Genomic DNA, 18,471 nt, shown 5'->3' with positions numbered 1-18,471 from the left:
TGATTTGCTCCCAAGGCCATGGCTTCCTGAGGCATGGCTCCCATGGACATGCTTCATCGGCTTGGCCCGTGTAGCGGTGGCAGGCATACTGTGCCCATCGTGTTCCACGGCTTTTTTCGCTGACAGTTCAGACGCCTGCGCGCCACGTTCATCGCGCCGCGCAGGCCGTCACAGGAGTTTCAAGGTATGGAAGGTATCAAGCACATTGTCGCGGTCGCTTCCGGCAAGGGTGGCGTCGGCAAGTCCACCGTCACCGCCAATCTGGCGCTGGCATTGGCGGCGGAAGGTCTCAAGGTCGGCCTGCTGGACGCCGACATCTATGGTCCGAGTCAGGCGCAGATGTTCGGCGTGCCGACCGGTCAGCGTCCGGAAATGGCCGGTGAGCAGGTCTTCAGCCCCATCGAGGCGCATGGCATCAAGACCATGTCGATGGCCTATCTGGTCGACGTGAAGGACCCGATGGTCTGGCGTGGCCCGATGGTTGCCGGTGCCTTCCAGCAGCTGCTCAACCAGACTGCCTGGGGCGAGCTTGATGTGCTGCTGATCGACATGCCGCCGGGTACCGGTGACATCCAGCTGACCCTGTCGCAGAAGGTGCCGGTCTCCGGTGCCGTCATCGTCACCACGCCGCAGGACATCGCACTGCTGGACGCCCAGAAGGGCATCGAGATGTTCCGCAAGGTCAAGGTGCCGGTGCTGGGTGTGGTCGAGAACATGAGCACTCACACCTGCAGCCAGTGTGGCCACAGCGAAGCGGTCTTCGGCGCGGGCGGTGGTGAGCGTATCGCCGATGAGTACCAGACTCGTCTGCTGGGCCAGCTGCCGCTGACCCTGAGCATTCGCGAGAATGCCGATGGCGGTCGCCCGAGCGTGATCGCGGAGCCGGACGGCGAAGTGGCCGCGAGCTTCCGCGCCATCGCCCGTCAGGTCTCCGAGTCACTGGAAAGTGCCGGTGCGGACGAAGGCCCGAGCATCAGCTTCAGCTGAGCCCGACGCGCCAGGCGCAAGCCGCGCGTGCCGAGGTTTCCAGCGACACAGCGGGCCGGTATCATGCTGGCCCGCGTTTCATGGCGCTCACGCGTCTCTCCCCATCAGTCAGTCAGGTACGCTCGATGAGCATCAAATCCGACAAGTGGATCCGTCGCATGGCCGAAAGCCACGACATGATCGAACCCTTTGAGCCCGATCAGGTGCGCTTTCACGATGAGCGCCGTGTGATTTCCTACGGCACCTCCAGCTACGGCTACGATGTGCGCTGCTCGGATGAGTTCAAGGTCTTCACCAACATCCATTCGGCGACGGTGGACCCCAAGCACTTCGACGAGAAGAGCTTCGTGGACGTGAAGGGCGACTCCTGCGTGATTCCGCCCAACTCCTTCGCGCTGGCCCGTACCATCGAGTACTTCCGCATTCCGCGTAACGTGCTGACCATCTGCCTGGGCAAGTCCACCTACGCGCGTTGCGGCATCATCGTCAACGTGACGCCGCTGGAGCCGGAGTGGGAAGGCCACGTCACCCTCGAGTTCTCCAACACCACCAACCTGCCGGCGCGTATCTACGCCAACGAAGGCGTGGCGCAGATGCTGTTCCTCGAGTCCGATGAAGTCTGCGAGACCAGCTACAAGGATCGCGGCGGCAAGTATCAGGGCCAGCGTGGCGTGACTCTGCCGCGTACCTGATACCCCTTGCTGCGCGCCTGGGTATTGCGTTCACGCAAGTGACCTGCACGCGGCAAGACAAGAGAGTGGCAAGCCAAGAGCGCCTCCTTCGGGAGGCGCTTTTTTTTGTGCTTGTTTGTACCTGCTCGTGGCGATGTGTGACGACGGTGGCAAGAAAGAGACAACGGTGGCAAGAGAGACGTCGGTGGCAAGAGAGACGCCGGTGGCAGGTAGCGAGAGCGTGACACGCTCGCAAGGCGGTGAGTCTTAGCCGGAAGTTGAACGAAACATGTGATTCAATCACTCGTTTTATTGCCTATGCTTGTCTGCAGGCCACCCCCAGAGTGGCTGCAGGACGGATACCTCCCACAAGCAAGGGGCACGCCATGCCATCGCGTTCACATCGCGCTGTATTCCCGCCGGCAAGCGCCAGCGGCCTGGTCCGACGTTTTACCCTCAGCGGTCTCGCCCTCGCCATCAGCACCACCTTGCTGGCGACTCCCGCGCAGGCCTATTCCAACCTCTATCTCTTCGGCGACAGCCTGAGCGATTCCGGCCAGTTCCCCGATACCACCCTGGGTGGCCTCAACAGCCTGCGTTTCACCAACCGCAGCGGCCCGGATTACGAGGACTCGGCCTATGGCAGCGTCTCGACCCAGCTGCTGGCCGCGGAACTGGGGCTGGCGGCAGAGCCTTCCACCTCGGTGATCTATCAGCTGGCCGGCTTCAGTGACGGCACCAACTACGCGGTGGGCGGCTACACCACGGCGCAGATTCTGGCCTCGGTGACCGACGAGGATGGCTCCGAGGTGGTCATCCCGCCGGGCAGTACCGGTGCGGGCACGGTGCTCAGGGTCGAGGATGGCTATCTGGTCAGCACCGGCGGCAGTGCCGACCCGGACGCCCTCTATTACGTCAACGGCGGTGGCAATGACTTCCTGCAGGGCGTGATCACCTCGCCGGCCACGGCGGTCGCCTCCGCCGGCAATCTGGCCTCCGCGGTGGAGGCGCTGGCAGCGGCGGGCGCCACTACCATCATGGTTTCCAACCTGCCGGATGTCGGCAGCACCCCGGCCGGCCAGTCGGCGGGCGCGGCGCAGGCGGCAGGGACCTCCGCGCTGGTAGACGTCTTCAATGATGCGCTGGGCGCGCGACTGGCGGCGCTGGATGGTGAGGTCAACATCATCCGCCTGGACACCGTCGGCATTCTCGAGGAGGTGCTGGCCTCGCCGGCCGAGTTCGGCTTCGCCAGCGACGTGCCGCTGACCCAGGTGTGTTTCTCGGACAGCTGCAACGTCACGCCCTACGGGCTGGGCGGCGCTGCGGAAGACCCCGACAAGCTGCTGTTCAATGATGGCGTGCACCCGACCACCGCCGGCCAGGAGATTCTGGCCGACTACGCCTATGCGATGCTCGCCGCGCCCTCGGTGCTGGGGCTGGCGCCGCAGCTGGGCACGGGCGCGCTCAATGCCAGTCAGCGCAGCCTAGGCGATGAATTGCGCCCCGGCGCGCAGGACAGGCGCTCCGGGGAGGGCGTGCGCGTGTTCGCCATCGGCTCGGCCAGTGGTGGGACGGGGGATGGCGAGACCTCCAGCGGCCAGCAGGGCTTTGACAGCGAGCAGCGCGGTGCGGGTGTCGGCGTGATGCTGCCGCTGGACAACGCCCTCGGCCAGGCTTGGGGTGGCGTCGCCGTCAGTCAGCGCAATGCGGACTTCGATGTCGATGATGGCAGCGAGCTGGAGCTGGAAGGCCAGGTGTTCAGCCTGTTCGCGCGTCAGCAGCTGGGCAGGTTTGGCGTCCAGGCGGTGGCCAGCTACGGCGACTTCGATTACGACCTCGACCGCCATGTCGCATTGGGTCAGTCATCGCGCACCCTGTCCGGTGAGACCGATGGCGATGGCTTCAGCGCCGAGGCGCGTCTCGATTATCGCCTCACCGCCGCCGATTCACTGTGGTACAACGCGCCCTTCGTGGCCTACCGCCATACCGAGTCCGACATCGATGGCTACACCGAATCCGGCTCTGCCGCCAACGCCCTGAGCGTCTCGGATCAGACGCTGCGCGATCGCCGTGTCGAGGCCGGCTTCATGGTCGACCGCGCCATCGCGGAGGGCTTCGGCCTCTATGGTGAGCTGGCCTACGGCAAGCGTCTGGATGACGATGCTGACAGTGCCGAGGTGCGCCTGGCGAGCCTGCCGACCAATGCCTACCGCGCCGAAGATCTCGATCGCGGCAGCGACAACTACCTGCGTGTCGATGGCGGCTGGCGCATGCAGCTGGGCCGCAATGCCATGCTGCATCTGGGGGCCGGCATCGAGACCTGGGATGAGGTGACGGCGCGCGGGGAGGTGGGGGTGAGTTACACCTTCTGAAAGCGAAAGCCGCTGAGAGAGGAGTGAAGCTTTAAAAGCAAGAAGACCCCGCGACATCGGCATGTCGCGGGGTCTTCTGTTTTCAGCTTGCTGTCAGCTCAGTCGGCCTTGCCAGCAGACTGATCAGTCTTCTTCGCCTTCCGGCAGCTCATCGCTGAGCTCTTCTTCCACATCGGCGTGTGAGAGGCGCAGACCGCCCACCGGCAGGTTGTGGCCGTCGAGCTTGGCCACTTCACCGTCGAGCTTCAGGCGGCCTTCGAGGAACCAGCGCACCGCGATCGGGTAGATCAGGTGCTCACGCGTATGCACGCGCTCCTTGAGGCTGGCTTCGTCATCGCCTTCCAGCACGTTGGCGACGGCCTGGATCGCGACCGGGCCACCGTCGAGCTCCTCGGTGACGAAGTGCACGCTGGCGCCGTGTTCCTTCTCGCCGGCTTCCAATACCTTGCGATGGGTATCAAGCCCCGGCCAGGCCGGCAGCAGCGACGGGTGAATGTTCATCAGGCGCCCGAAGAAGTACTGCACGAACAGCGGCGACAGGATGCGCATGAAGCCGGCCAGCACGATGAGGTCCGGTTCATGACGCTCGATCACCTTGATCAGCGCGGCGTCATAATGCTCGCGGGACTCATACTCCTCATGCGGCAGCGCCACGGCATCGACGCCGGCGTCACGCGCACGCACCAGACCGTAGGCATCGGCCTTGTTGGAGATGACCGCGACCACGTCGCCACCCAGCTCGTCGTGTTCCTGTGCTTCCAGCAGCGCTTGCAGATTGCTGCCGCTGCCGGAAATCAGTACCACGACGCGCGGGCGAACCGGCGCATCGTCTGCCTCGAAACCGTTGCCGAAGCCGCCGAGAGTGTCACCGTTGGAGGCGTTGGTATTCGGTTCGATCATGCGGACAGATTCTCCAGCTGGACCTGCTCTTCCATGCCGTTGCGGGCGCGGATGCTGCCGAGGGTGAAGACGGTCTCGCCCTGGGCTTCCAGGTGAGCGCGCGCGGCGGTGGCGTCGGACTCAGCGACCACCACGACCATGCCGACACCGCAGTTCAGCACGCGGTGCATCTCGTGTTCTTCGACGTTGCCCTGCTGCTGCAGCCAGTCGAAGACCGCCGGACGCTTCCAGCTGGCGACGTCGATCTCGGCGGTGCAGTCTTCCGGCAGCACGCGCGGGATGTTCTCGAGCAGGCCGCCACCGGTGATGTGGGACATGGCATGCACGGACAGGCCGCTTTCCTTGAGCAGCGACAGCAGCGGCTTGACGTAGATGCGCGTCGGCGCCATCAGGGCGTCAGCCAGCGGCTGGCCGTCGATTTCCTGCTCCAGCAGAGAGGCATCGGCGACTTCGAGAATCTTGCGGATCAGCGAGTAGCCATTGGAGTGCGGGCCAGAGGAGGCCAGACCCAGAATCACGTCGCCTGCGCCGACCTTCTTGCCGTCGAGAATCTCGGACTTCTCGACCACACCGACGCAGAAGCCGGCCAGGTCGTAGTCGCTGCCTTCGTACATGCCCGGCATTTCAGCGGTCTCGCCGCCGACCAGCGCGCAGCCGGACTGCAGGCAGCCTTCGCCGATACCGGTGACGACGTCAGCGGCGATGTCGATGTCGAGCTTGCCGGTGGCGTAGTAATCGAGGAACTGCAGCGGCTCGGCACCAGCGACCACCAGATCATTGACGCACATGGCGACCAGATCGATGCCGATGGTGTCGTGACGGTTGAGATCCATGGCCAGGCGCAGCTTGGTGCCCACGCCATCGGTGCCGGTGACCAGCACGGGCTGGCGGTAGCCTGCCGGCAGTTCGCACAGGGCGCCGAAGCCACCCAGACCACCCATCACTTCCGGGCGGTGAGTGCGCTTGGCGACACCCTTGATGCGTTCGACGAGGGCGTTGCCTGCATCGATATCGACACCTGCATCCTTGTAGCTCAAGGAAGTCTTGCTGGGCGAGGAGTCCTGGGGGCGTTGCGTCATGTGAGGTTCCTGTCGGTGCGGCCTGGGCGGTGAGACACGATCGATCGCGGGAAAAGAAAGGCGGCCATTGTAGCATTGCGCTTCGCGGCTGACACTGTGCCGATTCACAAAACCGCATCAAAATGTGAAAAGGCCGCCACGCCAGTCATGGCAGGCCTTGTCGCACCTTGGGCGGCGCCGGGGGAGGCAATGTCAGACGCATGAGCGGCGCGTGTCTTGTGGGTGACTCGGCGACAGGCAACAATGGGTGATGCGTGCGCCGTCGGCAGTCAGCCGTCACAAGTGCCCCACGGCTTGTCTCAAGGAGTGAAGATGCAGCGTAAATGGTGGTTGCTGGCCGCAGGCGTGGCCTTCCTCGGCCTGTTGGTGATGCTCGAACCGATTCTGATGCCGTTCTTCATCGGCATGATTCTCGCCTATCTGGGTGATCCGCTGGCCGACTGGCTGGAAGACAAGGGCCTGTCGCGCCATCTGGCGGTCACGCTGGTGTTCAGTGTGCTCTCGGTGGTGCTGTTGATCGCACTGCTGGTGCTGGTGCCGTTGCTCGGGCGTCAGCTGGCGCAGTTGATCAGCTTCATGCCGGTGGTCTTCAACTGGATACGCGAGACGGTGCTGCCGGAAATCCAGTCATTCACCGGGCTGGATTTCAGCGCCGACTTCGATCAGGTCCGCTCGCTGCTGCTGGGCAACTGGAAAGAGACCGGCACCTTCGCCGCCGCGCTGCTGGGCACCGTCTCCAAGTCCGGGCTGGCGATGGCCATCTGGCTGGGCAATCTGGCGCTGATTCCTGTCGTCACCTTCTATTTGCTGCTCGACTGGGACCGCATGAAGGAGAAGCTGCAGGGCCTGCTGCCGCGCCATATGGAGCCCACCGCCACGCGTCTGGCGCATGACTGCGATGAGGTGCTGGGTGCCTTCCTGCGCGGGCAGTTGCTGGTGATGCTGAGTCTGGGCATCGTCTATGCCATTGGCCTGGCGATCATCGGGCTCAAGTTCGCGCTGTTGATCGGCCTGGTGGCGGGGCTTGCCAGCATCGTGCCTTACCTGGGTGTCATCGTGGGTATCCTGATCGCGGCCACGGTGGCCTTCTTCCAGTTCGGCGAGTGGTGGGCGCTGCTGGCGGTCGGTGGAGTCTTCGCGCTCGGCCAGCTGCTGGAAGGCGTGGTGTTGCAGCCGCTGCTGCTGGGCGACAAGATCGGCCTGCATCCGGTCGCGGTCATCTTCGCGGTGATGGCGGGCGGCCAGCTGTTCGGCTTTACCGGCATTCTATTGGCCTTGCCGGTGGCGGCCGTGATCATGGTGCTCTTGCGTTATCTGCATGATCGCTATAAAAACAGTACTTTATATGACCAACAGCGTGATTCTCGCCCCGCGGTGGCAGCAGATCAGCCAGCGCCGCCGGCGGCAGAGGATACCCAGTGATCGAGAGACGAGATCACGGCAACAACAATCAGCATGACGGATGGCAATGACTCAGGGACAGATGGCACTCGGCGTCGGGGTACGTGACGCCGCGACCTTCGACAACTACCACTTCACCTCGACCTCGCTGGCGGAGGCCCTCAAGGGGCAGCTTGCCGACGGCGGGGAGCCCTTCGTCTATCTGTGGGGCGGCGAGCAGAGTGGACGTAGCCACCTGTTGCAGGCGGCCTGTCATCTGGCGGGGGAGCAGGGCAAGCGTGCCTTCTATCTGCCGCTCAATGAGCTGGGTCACTTCCCGCCGCACATGCTCGAAGGGCTGGACGAGATGGACCTGGTCGCTATCGATGACCTGGATGTGGTGATCGGTCGTCAGCGCTGGGAAGAGGCGCTGTTCCACCTCTACAACCGCCTGCGCGACGGCGGGCGGCATCTGCTGGTCAGCGCCAGCTGCGCACCGCGTCTGCTGCCCGCCATCCTTCCGGATCTCGCCTCGCGGCTCTCCTGGGGCGTCACCTTCCATCTCTCGGGGCTGGATGACGCCCAGCGCCTCGAAGCGCTCAAATTGCGTGCCCGTGACCACGGCCTTGCACTGCCCGACGAAGTCGCCCGCTACATCCTGCATCGCGGGCCGCGCAGCCTGCCGGGCCTGTTCGCGGCGATGAGCGAACTCGACAACGCCTCGCTCTCCGCCCAGCGTAAGCTGACCATTCCCTTCGTCAAGCAGACGCTCGGCTGGTAGGGCAGCGCCTGCGCGGGCCTGGTGGCCCAATCTTGCCTTCATCACGACCGCGGCACCGATATTGCAGTCTCTTTCCATCATCTCTGTCTGAGGACACGCGGCATGAACAGGTTAGACAAGCATCGGGAGCGCATGCACAAGCAAGCCAACTCGATCGGCAACTTCCTGGTCGAAGGCTTTCACTATCTCGGCCTGTTCGCCATCGGCGGCGCGATTGCCATCGCCTCGGTATCGGCCTTCTTCGAGATGTTCGCCAAGGGCTCGGCCAGCGTCGATGACATCCTGCTGCTGTTCATCTATCTCGAACTCGGCGCGATGGTCGGTATCTACTTCAAGACCAACCACCTGCCGATCCGCTTTCTGCTCTACATCGCCATCACCGCGCTGACGCGCTACCTCATCGGCGATGTCTCTCACCACAAGGCCCCCGATATCGGCCTGCTCTACCTCTGCGGCGGCATCTTCTTCCTCGCCCTCTCGGTACTCGCCGTGCGCTTCGCCTCCTACAAATACCCCTCCAGCAAAGCCATCGACCCGATGGGCGGCACGGTAGGGGACGAAGACTCGACGCGATAAGCCCGTGTTTCAGTAGCACCGGAAGACCAAAAAGGCCGCGATCACTCGCGGCCTTTTTTCATTCTCCGCTCAGTGTCAGACATAATCTGCGGCGGTCGCCTTGGTCGCCAAGCGAAGCGCTTTCTTATACTGTCGCTTGTTTTGCATCGATATAAACTGTCGCGAACTTGTAAGATAATATCGAATGGTTGTCCATAAAGTGAGCGTAGGTTTATAAGGTGTTAGACTCTATAATTGACTGAAAGTTTCCAAAATATGGCATCAAAGCTTGGGTGATTTCTAATTTTGAACTTCCTTTGGCTAATCGCACAACAAACTCTTGTAATTCACCATTCTTTAATCCAAGCGCAGCACTAGCTTCTAGAGTTAATGATTTTCGATTATATGTCAGAAGTAGTTGATCGTAGTCTTTGTTTTCAATTATGCAATTGAATCTTTCTGTTTCTGAATTGTATAAGCTAGCAATATTAATATTGTCGTAAAGAGTGTCTAATGCGTTCTTAAGGCCTGTCAAACCTTTTGCTTTTTCATTAAATAAGTTTAATTTAAATTTTATTTCGCTCGCTACTTGTAACGATGTTTGTACTTCTAGCTCTTGGTTTAATCTTTTAAATATAGCGTCAGAAACAAGTCTTAAGTCAGCTTCTGGGTCTCGGTCTAACCTATTGCTTACTATCTTCAATAGGTCTTTTGTACAAAATAAGTTCTCTACCTCGGCAACTTTTAAGACGAAAATTGAAGACTCCTCTAAAGAATCAACTTCCCTTTGCACTCTTCTATCTCTATCGATTATTCCATATGCTTCTAAATGATGTAGCTGCGAGTTGTTTTTAAGAGCTTTTACGCTTTGAATGACTTCAGTGCAGCTACCACGTGGAATTATTAAAAATGAAGGCAAGATTGCTCGATAAAGTGCTACATCAAGACTCCCATTATCTCCTTCAACAAAAACAACGGGTTTTCGGCTTCCAATTATCTCTAGTAATAAACTATTAGGTAGTTTGTTATCTTCTACAACTTTTTCCCAATCCCAAGTTTCGCCGTCAAATGAAGTGGACCCCAGAATTCGGACCAGGCGCTAAGCTCTGATCATACCGACCAGGAGAGCTTGATCATGAGCAGGAAACGTCGACAGTACAGCAGTGAGTTCAAAGCCAAGGTAGCCCTTACCGCCCTCAAGGGGGAACAGACCACGTCAGAGATCGCAGCCCGCTTCGAGATCCACCCAACCATGGTGAGTCAGTGGAAGCGCGACCTGCTGGACAACGCCACCGGCGTCTTCGAGGGCAAAAGTTCCAGTAAAACCGCCCAGAAGACCCAGGAGGAGATCGATACGCTCTATCGCGAGATCGGCAAGCTGACGGTGGAACGGGATTTTTTGTCACGCAGGCTCGATCGTTGAGTCGGGCCCAGCGCCTGACAATGGTCGAGCCGCAAGCGCCCGGCATCAGCCTCCGACGTCAATGCCAGCTACTCGGTATCAGTCGCTCCTCGATGTACTATCAGCGCAAGGCACTACGGGCCTATGATCTGGAGTTAATGCGTCTGATCGACGCGGAACATCTGCGCACACCGGTCTATGGCTCACGAAGGATGTCAGCCTATCTCAATCGCTTGGGGCACGCAGTGAGCCGCAAGCGCGTCCAGCGATTGATGCGCGGGATGGGACTACAGGCTATTTATCCGAAGCCATGCACCAGCCGGCCAGGCACAGGACATCGGATCTATCCTTACTTGCTGAGGGGGCGAGTCATCGACCGCCCCAATCAGGTCTGGGCGACCGATATCACCTATATTCCTTTGGCGCGCGGGTTCATGTACCTGGTGGCCATCATGGACTGGCACAGCCGTCGCGTGTTGGCCTGGCGGGTCTCCAACACCCTGGATACGGACTTCTGTATCGATGCTTTGGAGGAAGCCCTGGCGTGTTATGGAAAGCCCGAGATATTCAATACAGATCAAGGCTGTCAGTTCACCAGCCAGTCGTTCACCGAAGTTCTGGAAGCCCATGATGTCCGGATCAGCATGGACGGCAAGGGATGCTATCAGGACAACATATTCGTGGAACGACTCTGGCGCAGTGTGAAGTATGAGTGCGTTTATCTGAAGGCTTTCGAGAGCGGCGCCCACTTGCAAGGGGATCTGAAGCGTTACTTCGCTTGGTACAACACGGAGCGGCCCCACCAAGGGCTAGACGATGCTACACCTGATGAAGTGTACTTCTCTCAACCACTGACCCAGGCAGCCTGACGCCGATGATGACCTGATCCGAGCTTAGACGACCCGTCAGGTGGTCCAAAGGATGGGGTCCACTTCAAAATGACTTTAGCCAGACTCGTTGAGAATTTTCTTTGGATGCAGCGAAGTCGATATCATGAGTAAGGTAAACAAATAAACAGTCTGATCTAAGAGCCTCGATTTCAGTCCATAGTGGTATCTGTACCGATTTATGAAGATGTATTTCAGGCTCATCTATAATTATTACACCATCTTTGGGTGCTGCTAAACATTGGCCTATCAAGTAGAATATAACTCGCTCACCATCACTCATTTCAGAAGAGTTGTATATCGCGGACGAACTATTTTTAATTTTAGTTTGTATTCTCAATCCACCGACAATAAGCTCTCTATGAGGCAGTATTTTCTCCCATAGATTTTTTATTATATCAAGCTTGGTTATTGGTGGTTCGATACGATTTAGGTTTGATTTTTGTTCAGCCTTATATTTCGCATTTGACTCTGTTTCATCAGAGAATAAATAGACCATAAGTTTTTCAAAATCATTAAGCATAGTGGTTGCTGGTCTGTTAGACCATCTATTACCGGCTTTGTAAACATGGCCACTGTCGTAGTCAGCTCTTGTATAACCAAATAAAAGATCTTTCTCGGCAAGCTCGCTAGATGTAGGAGTAGTAGTATCTGGCATAGCTAGAGATTTTTGAGCTGATATGCGATGGACTAAATTTTTTGTTGGTGACTCTATTTCTATCCAAGTGCCGAGTCGAGTTTTTCCTGAGCCATTAGCTCCAATTAGTAGTATGCTTTGATTGGTAGTATTTATTGTTGCTATAGAGCCTTGTTTAGGTAGTGATAGGCTTTTTATGTTATTTGCTGTCATTTTTGTTGTCTTCCTGATATCCGTTGGCTTCAAATGTATTTGTATAAAGCGTAGTGAAGTGTTATGTGTTTGTTTAATATTTCTCTGGTGGCAAATATTCTCTGGTGTACAATATATTGTGATTTAATTTTACTGAAGATAGAAAAATAAGATTTATGTAGTCATTATCGATCCCCACTCAGTGTCAGACACAATCTGCGGCTGCCGCCGTGGTCGCGGTGTTCACCCAACCAGATGCCTTGCCAGGTGCCGAGGGCGAGGCGATTGACGCCGCGGCGGGCTTCGACAGGTAGCGTGAGCTGAGTGCCGAGCAGGCTGGCGAGCACGTGGGCAGGCATGTCACGCATACGGCTGAGATGGACGCCGTATGGACGTCTGTACTTCCCATGGTTACTGGGAGAAGGGATTTTCTGGCTGTCCATGTCGACTCCTTGGCGTGTGGACAGCTCGCACACGATTTTGTCCATATCTCTGTTACTCCCCATGCACAGTAATGACGATGCGCCGGCTGCCGCCATGGTTGCGGTGTTCACATAGATAGATACCTTGCCAGGTGCCCATGTTCATTCGGCCATCAGAGATAGGAATCTGAACACTGGGACCTAGGATACTGCTTTTTAAGTGTGCGGGAAGGTCGTCACTCCCTTCAAGTATATGTTGGTAATAAGGTTCATTTTCAGGCACTGCACTATTAAAGAAGCTTTCGAAGTCGTTTCGTACAGTCGGGTCGGCATTTTCGTTGATCGTCAATGAAGCTGAAGTATGCTTTATAAAAACACTCAGTAAGCCTATTTTTATATTCTTTATGTCGCCGATAGCCTGTGCAACCTCATCGGTGATCAGGTGAAAGCCTCGAGAGCGGGGCTTCAAAGTAATTTCTTTCTGGATCCACATAATTCATCTCCTATTTTCGAAGTGTAACAACCTTCTTTAGGGTTTCAATTTCTTTCTCAAGCTGAGCAAGTCTTTCCAGAAGCATCAATTCACGGTTAAGAGTCTGGTGGTAGAGTTCCCGGTAATTGTTCTTTGCGCTTTTCTCAGCTTTCAGCCTATTGTCATTGGACTGATATGAGTGATTGATGTTATCAGCCGCATCGTCAATAGCCTCGATCAGCTCAGAAAAAGAAGCGCGAGATTTCTTGATGGATCCCCGCTTTCGGCCAGCCTCAAGCGCAACAGTATCTTTATTGATGGGGCTGCTCTTGGGAACTATGGCCGGCGTATTGGAACGCAGTCTACTTAACGCTTCCCAATAATCATTCAATGCACTCATTGATCACCTGCCTTGCTCATGACGCGGTCTTTGTATTCGAGGAGATGGAGGAGTTCCTCCTTTTCTGTGCGAAACTCTACGCTATCAGGAGCGGTGTCTTCCAGCTCGTCGATGAACAATTGTTGCCTAGCAATGACACGATCAAGCTTGCTCTGTTTAATAACAGACCTAGAGCATGTTAGGCAGGAGGTCATCGAACGAAGCAGCTTCTGGTCACAGGGCGCAACCGTTGTGCAGGCACCCAATGGTGTTTGAGTATACGCGATTTCACCCTTTTTGAACTGTTTTATTAGCTCTTCTCTGCTATCCGAAAAGACCAATTGTTTGTTGCTGCTAGGTTTGTTCCGGTCAATAAAGGTACCATGTGCCCCATACAGAGGCTCTCCAGAACTCAGAACATCACTAATGTAGGCAATGGCGTCTGCTTCTGGTTTTTCCCGTTTGATCAGCTGAGCAATGTGCTCTTGACCAGTGGCATCATAGTTTTGGCTGCTGGATTGAGAGTAGTAGATGGTCATTTCTCGACTGACGTGCTTTAGCTGCCTTTTGAGCGAGGGGAGAGAAACTAGAGCCGATTGGGCGACATAGAAAGAAAGCGAACGTCTGAACTGGTGGATTGTAAATCGCCATATGCTGCCCACTGCAAAGGCTTTCTCACTTTCCCAGGCACGGAAAGGGTTTATTTTTTCAAGCTCATTGAGATCGTCTTCAGTAACCCTGAATGCATCTTGATCCAGAAGGTTGTAGATTTCATGAGATTTGCTTGATGCATCACCCATGATTATGTTGATTCCATCATAGTCAACCCGGGTGAAAAGTGAAAGATACCCTATTGATATGAATAGCGGGGTTTCGTGATACAGTAGTTTGATCTTCTGTGAAACGAGCTTGGCAAGCATGCCGGCTATCTCGTAAGCTCTTTCTACTTCTTGGCTGGTGATCCAGCTAACCCCCTTTTTTTGACCCACAAACTTACTGGTTGTCCCTAAAAGCTTGTAAGTTCCATTAGATACTTTCAGCGAATTAGTTAGAAGGCTCAGCGATTCGGAGCTTCGCATTCCTGTGTAGATATGTAAAATAATACGAGCGCCATGCTGAATTCGCGTTAAGAAAGTTGACAGAGAAGGCATGTTTTTAACTTTGTACTTGACTAGGTACTCCCAGATGCCGTGTTCCTGTGCAGCTTCCTTGAAAAAAGGTTTGAAATCTTTTGTGCGATAGCCAATCTTTGTTTGTAAAGCTGAAGAGCGTGCATAACGGTCACAGGCAAGGATTGACTCAATGAACCTTTGCAGCTGGTCTTTGATCTCATGGAGATCTTGAAAGAAGTCATCCAGCTGCTGTATCAGTTCTGAGTAAATTCTGTTGGGGATCACCGGATGCTGGTTGTCTTCACCCAAGCTGTGTAGTCTTCTTTTTACCGTCTCGAACTTAAAATTGGATAATATTTTATACCCCGACGCTTCGCTTGGTAGCGTGATTAGGTGAGATAACACGGAAGATAGACCAGCAAGAAGACTTCTCGTTGTAATCTTGCCCACAAATTTGGTTAGTTCGTCTTCCGCCTGAAGCACTTCTTTGATAGTTAGTCCATGGTTCTCACAGTATTTGGCCAGACTTCTGACTGCTTTGAAATATGTCATCGTGGTGCTAATGCTGATACCCGATGCTCGCCCAGAATCTACCATAAATAATAAGAGGAACATCAGCCATTTGACTTCTTCTTTTGTGCTGTTGCTGAAGATCTTGAAATTGAATCTTGCATTACCAGTGTTGCCACTCAGGCGATAGGGTCTAAAATCCCATACATCATCTGAATAGATAGATAGTGTTTTGCCCTCAAGAGTCTTTGATACAACAAAATCAGGAAGAGGGCGTTGGCCCACTTCATTTGGAGTAAATGGGGCAGGCGCACTGGCGATGTCCTGGGCCAGTGATGAAAAGTTTGGATAGTAGGCCTGTGCTTTCATCATATTAACTCCAGGTCATCCATAAGTTTAAGCTTCTTGGCCCAGTATTTGGATAGCAACTCTTCGTCTTTTATTGAGCTTTGTATTTCTTGTGCATCAACTTTGGAGAGCTTGCCCGATGCCTCTATCTGTGAAGCTATGCTGTTGATGGCATCTACGACCGGTTGAAGCATTTCCTCGAAGTGATGGTCATTGAAAGCTAAATGCTTTGACTGCTCAAGTATGTATTTGAGGCTTAAGATTTTTCTGTAATCTATAGTGTCTGCGTGAACACGGAAGTTTTTGCAGAACAAACACCCTTCCGGTGTTTTACAGTCTGGCTGGATATGTGAGCTTGAAGAGGGGGTGGGTGAGTGAAGCTCTACACACTGCCCTGTGGCGATAGAGTTGGTAGGCTTTTTATTGGAGATTATGATATCGTTTTTAAACTTGGTGAAAAAGTCCGTCAGCTCCTTGCTGGCTTGCTGGTCAGAGCCTTCAGAATAATGCTTTATCACCGTCTCCGGTGTGTTCTGTAATAGCGTAGCGGTGGTGCTTAAGTCAGCTTTTTCAAGTAGCCAGTTGCTCTTGTGGGCTCGCCACATGCGCGTTGTGATTTTGGTTTTGAAGTCGAAACATATTTCAAGCCTTCGATGGAAGTCCGTTGATAGGTTCATGGATAGAGGGTAGATATCTTTCCCGTTGAAGGAGAAGAAGAGATAATTAAAGCTTTCCCTTCCGGTTCCTTTGATTAAGTGGTCTCGCAACCTTAATGCTTTCCTGAAAAGGTTGAGAAACCTAGCCTCAATGTAGAATTCAACCGGTCTTCCGCCTGCCCTATACTTGATTGATCGAAATCCCTGTCGGTCGATGCCGACCTGGTAGTCGTCTGACCACTCTAAAGAGGCGAACTGCCCGAGGCTCATACCCGTGCTGGAAGAAAATAGCATCATGAAAGCCTGAAAGGCCATTGATGCGGCCCTCATCCTATGGATACTGTATTTATCATTATTGGCTTGATCGATTCTTTTTAATGCTCTATTTCGAGCAACCTTTGCATTTTGTCCTTGGGAGCGGTGCCGTGGCATTTTTCGTGCTATTTCTTCAACACCGAATATCGTTCCATTGATATAGTCGTAAGCTTTATAGTTTTTCCCATTCTGAGTTTTTTTCTTGATATTCGAGGGGCCCGCAAATGGCATCTGAGTAGGGAAAAACCAATAGTAGCCATGTTCAAAGTCTAGCCTCTTAGGGAAGCGCTCAAAGTCAATGATAAAGTCAGACAGTTGGTGGAATAATAATGTGTAGAACTTTAGTGCTGATCGTGCTTGTTTCTGCTCAGGTGTTTCAGTGATGTTAACCGCTCTAAATGAGCGACTGATTTTTCTAACGCCTCTGAAAAGATCACCATAACGATCAGAGTAGATGTTTCTACCAGCAGTGAATAGCACTAGCTGAAGAGTGGCAGCGGTATTGATATTCATCTGACTCTTTCGTACAAGGTCAATTAAATATTCTGTGAATACTCCAACTGCATCTATATAATGCTGTTGGGAGTCCAGGCCTTGCACGTAGCTATCGTCACACCAATTAACAAAGCGTTGAAATTGACCGACTGATGTTTTTAGGCTGGCTGGTGATTTTCCTAGTCGTATATGCTGACTCAGATAGTCAAGGTAGTTTGTGATAAAAGTCCTTCGACCCGTACGGTAACTGTCCGTATCCACAAGGTTGATAACGCTTTCCTCCCTTGTGTTATCGCCACTTTTGCGTCTGCGGACCGAATAACACCAGGAGCCAACGTCCATAGGGAATTTGTAACCGGGAATGTAGACACGAACCAAGTGCGGGGCAATCAGGGTAAGCTTGCCTTGCGTATCGAAGGGGAGGTCCGAAAGTTTATATACTGTAGTGTTGCGCTCCATCCAGGCCATAGAGTCACTCTTCGTTAACAATTCGTTCCAAGAAGGATTCAAAGTCGCTTTGCAGGTGGCTAGCGATCTTGAATTTCTTCCGGTAATTCAAGTAGCCCTCAGTTGTGCTGAGTTGGCTATGCCCCATTCGCTCCCGCACGTACATCAATGCCTGAAAGAACTCGGGCCGCTGTTCATCGGTAGCGTGTCTTTCGCTATGTTGGTCAAGCAGGCTCTCCACAAGATTCATGCCGAAACTGGCACGGAGGTCGTGGAATCGAAAGGTGAAATCATGTCCATGCTGATTCAGGTTTGGCATCAGTTGTTGATGAATGAACTGAGTCACAGCATTACCGCGTGGCGGAGAGCGATATAGAAACGCAAAAGGGTCGCTTGTGGCCATGTAGTAAGGCTGACCTGCTCGGGTCAAAAAGAGATACTGCTCATCAACCTCCGGATAGGTGTGCTGACTTTTCGCCACCCGTTGCAATCTGCGCGGTGATTGGCTGTAGATCTGGAGCCTGGTGTAGAGCCAGACTGGCACAAGTAGCGTCATTTGCTTGCCATACTTGGTGTTGACCAATGTGCCATGCCCGACCTTGATTCGCTTCGATACGGTGCCGTCACGTGGTGGTGAGGCCACATGCTTCGAGCGAAGCGTGAAGACGGTTTGTAGTCGGGCACCTGTCGTCAAGGCGAGCAGGAACGCCAGCGTCATCTCGGTATTGCCAATGCGCTGGAGTGCCTCGACTAAGGCTATCTGCTCGTCTTTCGGCAGTGGCCGCAGTTTGCCGCCGTCTTCCAGGTATTCGCTGAAATCGTGACTTTGTCGCGCTGTGCGGAACGATCGGGTCAAGTCAGTGCTCTTGACTTGCCTCTGGTGCTGGAGGCCTTTCGCATCCTTGAAGCTGAGGCGCGTGTCACTCTCGACCCAAAGGGGGTGGGGGAAACGAACACCATCATGCTCCAGCCAGCGATAAAAATTCTGCACTGTACTCATGCGGCGTTTGGCCGTGCTGGCTTTGATGGTGTGAAAGCCCACGAGGTCATGCAGGAAAGCGCAGTAGCGATAGGTCGGGCGAGCACGAGGGCGTCCGGGGACGTTGAGGAAATCGATATCGTCATCGAGCTGCCACTGGCGAAAGTGAGCGAGGTCGCCAGCGATAGACTCCAGGGTGCGATGGCTGATCGGCGAGATGTCAGCTAGCCGGCTTAAGAGGTAGCGGTTGGCTTCTTGCCAGGGGCTACCGTCCGGATCCAGCACCACCGGGTAGTGGTAGCAATTGTCCCGGAAATGGCTCTGAAGGCGCTCCGCCCAGAAGGGCCGCCCATCACGGGGGGAGCACCGCCATGCCTCGGGGCTGGGACTTTGGGAGACGGTCGGCTGGTAACAGTCCAGCTTGCGCAGTATCTCAACGCGCACCTGTGTCGGTGAAGCCTTCACTACCATGCACCTTTTTATTGCATCAATG

The 18,471-nt window shown here is 54.9% G+C and carries 17 protein-coding genes; 7 read left to right on the top strand and 10 right to left on the bottom strand.

What is annotated here, in order from left to right:
* The first annotated feature begins 150 nt into the window (after positions 1–150).
* The 3 genes from apbC to R1T44_RS13240 all read left to right on the top strand — a co-directional run bounded on the left by apbC (position 151) and on the right by R1T44_RS13240 (position 4,030).
* The gene (gene apbC / locus R1T44_RS13250; RefSeq protein ID WP_276315243.1) at positions 151–987 is read left to right on the top strand and encodes an iron-sulfur cluster carrier protein ApbC; all 837 of its coding nucleotides are present in this window, start codon (positions 151–153) and stop codon (positions 985–987) included.
* Positions 988–1,112: 125 nt separating this feature from the next.
* A complete protein-coding gene (gene dcd / locus R1T44_RS13245; RefSeq protein WP_043334107.1) occupies positions 1,113–1,679 on the top strand; it encodes a dCTP deaminase in 567 nt (188 codons plus the stop codon).
* 365 nt (positions 1,680–2,044) lie between these two features.
* Positions 2,045–4,030 carry an autotransporter outer membrane beta-barrel domain-containing protein gene (locus R1T44_RS13240; RefSeq protein WP_317292191.1) on the top strand — a complete coding sequence of 662 codons (1,986 nt, stop codon included), beginning with the start codon at positions 2,045–2,047 and terminating at the stop codon, positions 4,028–4,030.
* A gap of 123 nt (positions 4,031–4,153) precedes the next feature.
* Here R1T44_RS13240 and purN read toward each other — a convergent pair whose 3' ends face one another.
* Both purN and purM read right to left on the bottom strand, forming a co-directional pair.
* Positions 4,154–4,930, bottom strand: coding sequence for a phosphoribosylglycinamide formyltransferase (gene purN / locus R1T44_RS13235; RefSeq protein ID WP_054556275.1), 777 nt, complete (start codon positions 4,928–4,930; stop codon positions 4,154–4,156).
* Entirely contained in the window at positions 4,927–6,009 is a 1,083-nt protein-coding gene (gene purM, locus R1T44_RS13230; RefSeq protein WP_054556274.1) for a phosphoribosylformylglycinamidine cyclo-ligase, read from the bottom strand. The genes purN and purM overlap by 4 nt, the downstream gene beginning before the upstream one ends.
* Before the next feature lie 312 nt (positions 6,010–6,321).
* Between purM and R1T44_RS13225 the strand changes: the two genes are divergently transcribed.
* From R1T44_RS13225 to R1T44_RS13215, 3 genes are all read left to right on the top strand, one after another.
* Entirely contained in the window at positions 6,322–7,431 is a 1,110-nt protein-coding gene (locus R1T44_RS13225; protein WP_043334110.1) for an AI-2E family transporter, read from the top strand.
* A 40-nt stretch (positions 7,432–7,471) separates the two neighbouring features.
* Complete coding sequence (gene hda, locus R1T44_RS13220; protein ID WP_317292190.1) at positions 7,472–8,170, top strand: DnaA regulatory inactivator Hda; 699 nt, start codon at positions 7,472–7,474, stop codon at positions 8,168–8,170.
* Positions 8,171–8,272: 102 nt separating this feature from the next.
* Positions 8,273–8,746: a phosphate-starvation-inducible protein PsiE gene (locus tag R1T44_RS13215; RefSeq protein ID WP_107336345.1), complete on the top strand. Its 474-nt coding sequence runs from the start codon at positions 8,273–8,275 to the stop codon at positions 8,744–8,746.
* A gap of 211 nt (positions 8,747–8,957) precedes the next feature.
* Here the strand turns inward: R1T44_RS13215 and R1T44_RS13210 are convergent, their stop codons facing one another.
* The gene (locus R1T44_RS13210) at positions 8,958–9,719 is read right to left on the bottom strand and encodes a DUF4435 domain-containing protein (protein ID WP_317292947.1); all 762 of its coding nucleotides are present in this window, start codon (positions 9,717–9,719) and stop codon (positions 8,958–8,960) included.
* Positions 9,720–9,860: 141 nt separating this feature from the next.
* Between R1T44_RS13210 and R1T44_RS13205 the strand changes: the two genes are divergently transcribed.
* A protein-coding gene (locus tag R1T44_RS13205; RefSeq protein ID WP_394805758.1) for an IS3 family transposase occupies positions 9,861–10,996 on the top strand; the annotation gives its coding sequence in 2 pieces (ribosomal slippage) (positions 9,861–10,119 and positions 10,119–10,996; 1,137 coding nt in all).
* A 64-nt stretch (positions 10,997–11,060) separates the two neighbouring features.
* Here the strand turns inward: R1T44_RS13205 and R1T44_RS13200 are convergent.
* The 7 genes from R1T44_RS13200 to R1T44_RS13170 all read right to left on the bottom strand — a co-directional run bounded on the left by R1T44_RS13200 (position 11,061) and on the right by R1T44_RS13170 (position 18,443).
* A complete protein-coding gene (locus R1T44_RS13200) occupies positions 11,061–11,864 on the bottom strand; it encodes an AAA family ATPase (RefSeq protein WP_317292188.1) in 804 nt (267 codons plus the stop codon).
* Positions 11,865–12,028: 164 nt separating this feature from the next.
* Positions 12,029–12,286, bottom strand: coding sequence for a YjbQ family protein (locus R1T44_RS13195; protein ID WP_317292187.1), 258 nt, complete (start codon positions 12,284–12,286; stop codon positions 12,029–12,031).
* A gap of 52 nt (positions 12,287–12,338) precedes the next feature.
* Positions 12,339–12,758 (bottom strand): secondary thiamine-phosphate synthase enzyme YjbQ, encoded by a 420-nt coding sequence (locus tag R1T44_RS13190; protein WP_317292186.1) that lies wholly within the window; start codon positions 12,756–12,758, stop codon positions 12,339–12,341.
* 10 nt (positions 12,759–12,768) lie between these two features.
* Positions 12,769–13,137, bottom strand: a complete 369-nt coding sequence (locus R1T44_RS13185) for a hypothetical protein (protein ID WP_317292185.1) — start codon at positions 13,135–13,137, stop codon at positions 12,769–12,771.
* Positions 13,134–15,110, bottom strand: a complete 1,977-nt coding sequence (locus tag R1T44_RS13180) for a site-specific integrase (protein WP_317292184.1) — start codon at positions 15,108–15,110, stop codon at positions 13,134–13,136. Before R1T44_RS13180 ends, R1T44_RS13185 begins: the two co-directional genes overlap by 4 nt.
* Positions 15,107–17,020 (bottom strand): hypothetical protein, encoded by a 1,914-nt coding sequence (locus R1T44_RS13175; RefSeq protein WP_317292183.1) that lies wholly within the window; start codon positions 17,018–17,020, stop codon positions 15,107–15,109. Before R1T44_RS13175 ends, R1T44_RS13180 begins: the two co-directional genes overlap by 4 nt.
* A 4-nt stretch (positions 17,021–17,024) precedes the next feature.
* Positions 17,025–18,443 (bottom strand): hypothetical protein, encoded by a 1,419-nt coding sequence (locus R1T44_RS13170; RefSeq protein ID WP_317292182.1) that lies wholly within the window; start codon positions 18,441–18,443, stop codon positions 17,025–17,027.
* Positions 18,444–18,471: the final 28 nt, after the last annotated feature.

Origin of the sequence: Cobetia amphilecti (genome assembly GCF_032923285.1) — a bacterium.
Taxonomy (GTDB): Bacteria; Pseudomonadota; Gammaproteobacteria; order Pseudomonadales; family Halomonadaceae; genus Cobetia; species Cobetia amphilecti.
This window is presented reverse-complemented; position numbering and strand designations above follow the sequence as displayed.

What these genes read in the sequence shown, in the direction of transcription:
- dcd (WP_043334107.1), top strand. Translation starts at nt 1,113, where the DNA reads ATGAGCATCAAATCCGACAAGTGGATCCGTCGCATGGCCGAAAGCCAC.
- R1T44_RS13240 (WP_317292191.1), top strand. Translation starts at nt 2,045, where the DNA reads ATGCCATCGCGTTCACATCGCGCTGTATTCCCGCCGGCAAGCGCCAGC.
- purN (WP_054556275.1), bottom strand. Translation starts at nt 4,930, where the DNA reads ATGATCGAACCGAATACCAACGCCTCCAACGGTGACACTCTCGGCGGC.
- purM (WP_054556274.1), bottom strand. Translation starts at nt 6,009, where the DNA reads ATGACGCAACGCCCCCAGGACTCCTCGCCCAGCAAGACTTCCTTGAGC.
- R1T44_RS13225 (WP_043334110.1), top strand. Translation starts at nt 6,322, where the DNA reads ATGCAGCGTAAATGGTGGTTGCTGGCCGCAGGCGTGGCCTTCCTCGGC.
- hda (WP_317292190.1), top strand. Translation starts at nt 7,472, where the DNA reads ATGGCAATGACTCAGGGACAGATGGCACTCGGCGTCGGGGTACGTGAC.
- R1T44_RS13215 (WP_107336345.1), top strand. Translation starts at nt 8,273, where the DNA reads ATGAACAGGTTAGACAAGCATCGGGAGCGCATGCACAAGCAAGCCAAC.
- R1T44_RS13200 (WP_317292188.1), bottom strand. Translation starts at nt 11,864, where the DNA reads ATGACAGCAAATAACATAAAAAGCCTATCACTACCTAAACAAGGCTCT.
- R1T44_RS13195 (WP_317292187.1), bottom strand. Translation starts at nt 12,286, where the DNA reads ATGGACAGCCAGAAAATCCCTTCTCCCAGTAACCATGGGAAGTACAGA.
- R1T44_RS13190 (WP_317292186.1), bottom strand. Translation starts at nt 12,758, where the DNA reads ATGTGGATCCAGAAAGAAATTACTTTGAAGCCCCGCTCTCGAGGCTTT.
- R1T44_RS13185 (WP_317292185.1), bottom strand. Translation starts at nt 13,137, where the DNA reads ATGAGTGCATTGAATGATTATTGGGAAGCGTTAAGTAGACTGCGTTCC.
- R1T44_RS13180 (WP_317292184.1), bottom strand. Translation starts at nt 15,110, where the DNA reads ATGATGAAAGCACAGGCCTACTATCCAAACTTTTCATCACTGGCCCAG.
- R1T44_RS13175 (WP_317292183.1), bottom strand. Translation starts at nt 17,020, where the DNA reads ATGGCCTGGATGGAGCGCAACACTACAGTATATAAACTTTCGGACCTC.